The sequence below is a fragment of the Stenotrophomonas sp. SPM genome (genome assembly GCF_003105135.1).
Lineage (GTDB): Bacteria > Pseudomonadota > Gammaproteobacteria > Xanthomonadales > Xanthomonadaceae > Stenotrophomonas.
This window is the reverse complement of the sequence record NZ_QETL01000177.1, coordinates 1-3,929: the sequence shown is the minus strand read 5'-3', so window position 1 is coordinate 3,929 and position 3,929 is coordinate 1. Positions and strand designations below refer to the sequence as shown.

4 protein-coding genes and 1 pseudogene are annotated in these 3,929 nt (G+C 69.4%); 1 reads left to right on the top strand and 4 read right to left on the bottom strand.

The genetic code is table 11. The annotated features are described in order from the left end of the window. The 3 genes and pseudogenes from DCO49_RS19600 to DCO49_RS19590 form a co-directional block, all read right to left on the bottom strand. A pseudogene (locus DCO49_RS19600) lies at positions 1 to 149 on the bottom strand (thiol:disulfide interchange protein DsbA/DsbL); the annotation flags it as partial. A 106-nt stretch (positions 150 to 255) separates the two neighbouring features. Then, entirely contained in the window at positions 256 to 906 is a 651-nt protein-coding gene (locus tag DCO49_RS19595; protein WP_116865411.1) for a thiol:disulfide interchange protein DsbA/DsbL, read from the bottom strand. Between the two features lie 106 nt (positions 907 to 1,012). Then, positions 1,013 to 1,813 (bottom strand): c-type cytochrome, encoded by an 801-nt coding sequence (locus DCO49_RS19590; RefSeq protein ID WP_116865410.1) that lies wholly within the window; start codon positions 1,811 to 1,813, stop codon positions 1,013 to 1,015. Between the two features lie 157 nt (positions 1,814 to 1,970). Here DCO49_RS19590 and yihA point away from each other — a divergent pair, with 157 nt between their 5' ends. Next, positions 1,971 to 2,573: a ribosome biogenesis GTP-binding protein YihA/YsxC gene (gene yihA / locus DCO49_RS19585; RefSeq protein WP_079223317.1), complete on the top strand. Its 603-nt coding sequence runs from the start codon at positions 1,971 to 1,973 to the stop codon at positions 2,571 to 2,573. 93 nt (positions 2,574 to 2,666) lie between these two features. On the opposite strand, the gene DCO49_RS19580 is transcribed toward yihA, so the two are convergent. Then, on the bottom strand, positions 2,667 to 3,641 hold the full coding sequence (locus tag DCO49_RS19580) for an MBL fold metallo-hydrolase (protein ID WP_116865409.1): 975 nt from the start codon (positions 3,639 to 3,641) through the stop codon (positions 2,667 to 2,669). Between the last annotated feature and the right edge of the window lie 288 nt (positions 3,642 to 3,929).

The following is a 3,929-nucleotide window of genomic DNA, read 5'->3' as shown; positions in this document are numbered from 1 at the left end:
GCGGCGGGGGCCGCGGCAGGCTCGGCGGCAGCCGGGGTGGCAGCCGGTTCAGCCGGGGCGGTGGTGTTGGTGCTGCCGTCGTCGGCCTTGCAGGCCGCCAGGAGCGGCAGCAGGGCTGCAAGTGCGAGCGCGGCGATACGGGTCTTCATTGAAACGTCTCCAGCAACTGGAAAGGTGGGGCCGACGGCGGGCGCCGGCCAAGGGGAAATGATGACATGCGGCGGCGACAGCGCCGTGTCGATGGTCGGGATCGGTTCAGCGGCCGCCGCGGGCGCGGGCTTCGGAGATCAGCTTGGAGGCCACGCGCAGCTGGTCCTCGAAGCTGTTGGCACGCACCAGATACTGGCCATTGATGATGATGGCCGGGGTGCCCGGCACCTGGGTGCGCTGGGCGAAGGCACGGGCTTCGGCAACCTTCTTCTGCACCGCATCGCCGCGCAGGGCCTGCTTGTAGCGGTCGGCGCTCACGCCATAGGCGGCATAGAAGGTGGCGAGCTCATCGGCCGAGACGTTCTGCATCGGCAGCGAGCCGTCTTCGTGCAGGGCCTTGAACACAGCGGCGTGGCTGCGCTTGGCGACGCCCACTTCATCGGCCGCGTAATAGGCCAGGGCCCAGGCATCCCAGGCACCGCCGAAGGCGGCCGGGACCGGGGTGAAGCGCACGTCGGCCGGCAGCTTGGCGGCCCAGGCTTCCAGCTGCGGCTCGAAGTGGGCGCAGTGCGGGCAGGTGTAGCCGAACACTTCAACGACTTCGATCTTGCCGGCCAACGGCTGGAACGGGCCGGACTTGGCGATGCGCTCGTAGTCTTTGCCTTCAACCAGCGGGGCATTGGCGGGGGTGGCGGCGCAGGCGGCCAGCGGCAGCATCACCAGCAGGGACAGCAGAAGGCGGGGAATCAACCTCATCGACACGCATCTCCATTGAAAATAACAACGCCGGCGCAGCCGCCGGCGTGAAGGAAACATACCGCAGCCGCGGGCCGCCGTGGCGAGCCGGGCCGACCAGTGGCGGTCAGGGGGCGGCGGCCGGTTGCGTGGCGGTGGCCTCGGCGGCGATGTCATCGGCCTTGTTGTGCAGGCCCTGCAGGTAGCTGGAGAGCGCTTGGACTTCCTGTTCGCTCAGCTTCTGGGCGACGGCGGCCATGATCTGGAAGTGCGCCTTGTCGGTCTCGTTGGTCTGCCCGGCCTGGTATTCCTGCAGGCGGCGGGCGACATAACTGGCGTGCTGGCCGCCGATGTGCGGGTAGGCCGGGCCGGGGTTGCCGGCGCCGCTGGGACCGTGGCAGGCCATGCAGGCCGGCAGGCCGCGCTTGGCGTCGCCGCCGCGGTACAGCTGCTGGCCGATCTCGTAGAACTTCATGCCCTTGTAGGGGCCGTCGGCCACGGCGGTGTCGTCGGCGATGCCGGCGGTGGCCTTCTGGGTGGCGAAGAACGCGCCGATATCGCGCATGTCCTGCGGGGTGAGGTTCTGCACGAAGGGCACCATCGCCACCGACGCGCCGGAACTGCGCTGGCCGTTGGCGATCAGGGCCATCTGCTGGGCCACGTAACGTTCGCTCTGGCCGGCGATGGACGGGTACATCTCCACCGTGGAATTGCCGTCGGCCCCATGGCAGGCCGCGCAGGCCGAGGCCTTGGTCTGGCCGGCCTTGGCGTCGCCCCAGGTGGTCTTGCTGAAATCCACTTCCAGCGAGGCAGTGCGGATCGGCCCGTTGTCGGGCAGCGGGGTCAGCGTGGTCTGCGCGAACGCAGCGGCGGCAACGACGACGGCAGTGGCAAGAGCGGATACGGCAAGAACGCGAGCGTGGCGCATGCTGAAGCTCCGTATGGACCGGGCCGGGGCGTGGCCGCCGGCATCGCCCGGATTATCAACGCCGTTTCAGCGCACGGTCAACGCAGCAGTGCAGCATTTTCCTGGCCTGCGGCCCACGGAACGGGCGCGCGGCGCCGCAACATGCGATCCTAGGCGCATGTCATTGCTCATCGAACGCGCCCGTTACCACCTCTCGGCCCACAACGTGCGGCAACTGCCGCCCGATGAAGGGGCCGAAGTGGCCTTCGCCGGCCGCTCCAACGCCGGCAAGTCCAGCGCCCTCAACGCGCTGACCCGGCAGAACTCCCTGGCCCGCGTGTCCAAGACCCCCGGCCGCACCCAGCAGCTGGTGTTCTTCCAGATCACCCCGGAAGCGCACCTGGTCGACCTGCCTGGTTACGGCTATGCCAAGGTGCCGCTGGACCTGCAGGCGCACTGGCAGGCCTTCATCGACCGGTACTTCCGCACCCGCGAAGCGCTCAAGGGCCTGGTGGTGGTGATGGACATCCGCCACCCGCTGAAGGACTACGACCGGCAGATGCTGTCCTACGCCGTGCAGCGTGGCATGCCCGCGCACGCGCTGCTGACCAAGGCCGACAAGCTCAGCCGCAGCCAGCAGATGCAGACCCTGCAGAAGGTCCGCAAGGAACTGCATTCCGCCTACGGCGACAGCGTCAGCGTGCAGGTGTTCTCCGGTGAGGACCGTACCGGCGTGGACGAAGCCCGCGGTGTGATCGGCGGCTGGCTGGGGCTGGCGTAAGGCGTCTCCGCTGCGCTCGCCGGGCATGGCCCGGCGCTACCCCATGTTGCCGCGACCGGGGACCGGTAGCGCCAGGCCATGCCCGGCGACCTTTCATTTCAACGGCGAATACTCCGCCGGCACCCACGCATAGGCCTCGCCCTCGCGGCGCACATGGCCCAGGCCGGGGAACGGCAGATGCGCACCGGCCACCCACCAGCCCTTGGCGGTGGCCTGCTCAAGCAGCCCGCGACGGCTGGCGATGGCCGCCTTGCGGTCCGCATCGGCCTCGAACGCCGCTTCCGGGTGTGCGAACTGCACCGCGTGGAAGTGCAGCACATCGCCCCACACCAGCAATGACTGGCCCTGGCTGTCGAACCGGTAGGAGACATGGCCGGGGGTATGGCCGTGAGTGTCCATCGCCACCGCGCCACCGGGCAGCGCATCGCCTGGCTTGAACGTGCGCAGTCTGCCGTGGGCCTGGTACGGCGCCACCGCGTTGCGGGCCAGCGGGAAGGCGAAACGCACGCCCTCCGGCGCACCTGCTTCGCTGGCCGGGTCCAGCCAGTAGTCGGCATCGGCCTTGGACAGCCACACCGTGGCATTGGGGTAGGCCGGCTGGCCCAGTGCGTCGAGCACGCCGCACATGTGGTCCGGATGCGCGTGGGTGAGCAGGATGTCATCCACCTCGGCCGGGTCGACGCCGGCGGCGCGCAGGTTGCCCAGCACCTGGCCCAGGCCGGGGCCGAAGCACTGCGCGGTGCCGGTATCGACCAGGGTCAGGTGGTTGCCCTGGCGGACCAGGAAGGCGTTGACCGCGGTCTGCAGGCCCTTCTTGTCTTCGGGCACGTAGCGGCCGTCGAGCAGGCGGGTGACCAGGGTGGGCGAGACATCGACCACTTCCTGGCGGCCGAGCGCTACCACGCCATCGAACAGGGCGGTGACCTGCAGGGCGCCGACGCGCTGGTGGTAGACGCCGGGCACCTGCTGGGTGGGGGCGGGCGAGGTGGCTTCGGCCAGGGCGGCCAGCGACAGGGAGGACAGGGCCAGCAGCAGGGCGCCGCGCAGGGGCAGGTGACGCAGGGTCATGGGGTGGGGCTCGGTAAGGCGGGTTATTCCGTCGCTGTGCAGCGTGCCGGGTGGCGCGCGCGCGATGCGCTCAAACCACTGCGTGGAATGCTCAGGGGAGAGACGGCAGGGCTTGCAGCCCTGCACCTGCTGCAGATCAACGTCAACGTCAACGTCAACGTCAAAAGCAGAAGCTGGCTTCCTGTGGGTTGGCGGGGTGGGTCCGGTGGCAGGGGACGCCGTAAACCCATCCATGGGGGCTTGGTCGCGGCATCCATGCCGCTCACACCCCTGCCACCGGACCCACCC

Coding starts and splice junctions, on each gene's coding strand:
- DCO49_RS19595 (WP_116865411.1), bottom strand. CDS start 906: ATGAGGTTGATTCCCCGCCTTCTGCTGTCCCTGCTGGTGATGCTGCCG.
- DCO49_RS19590 (WP_116865410.1), bottom strand. CDS start 1,813: ATGCGCCACGCTCGCGTTCTTGCCGTATCCGCTCTTGCCACTGCCGTC.
- yihA (WP_079223317.1), top strand. CDS start 1,971: ATGTCATTGCTCATCGAACGCGCCCGTTACCACCTCTCGGCCCACAAC.
- DCO49_RS19580 (WP_116865409.1), bottom strand. CDS start 3,641: ATGACCCTGCGTCACCTGCCCCTGCGCGGCGCCCTGCTGCTGGCCCTG.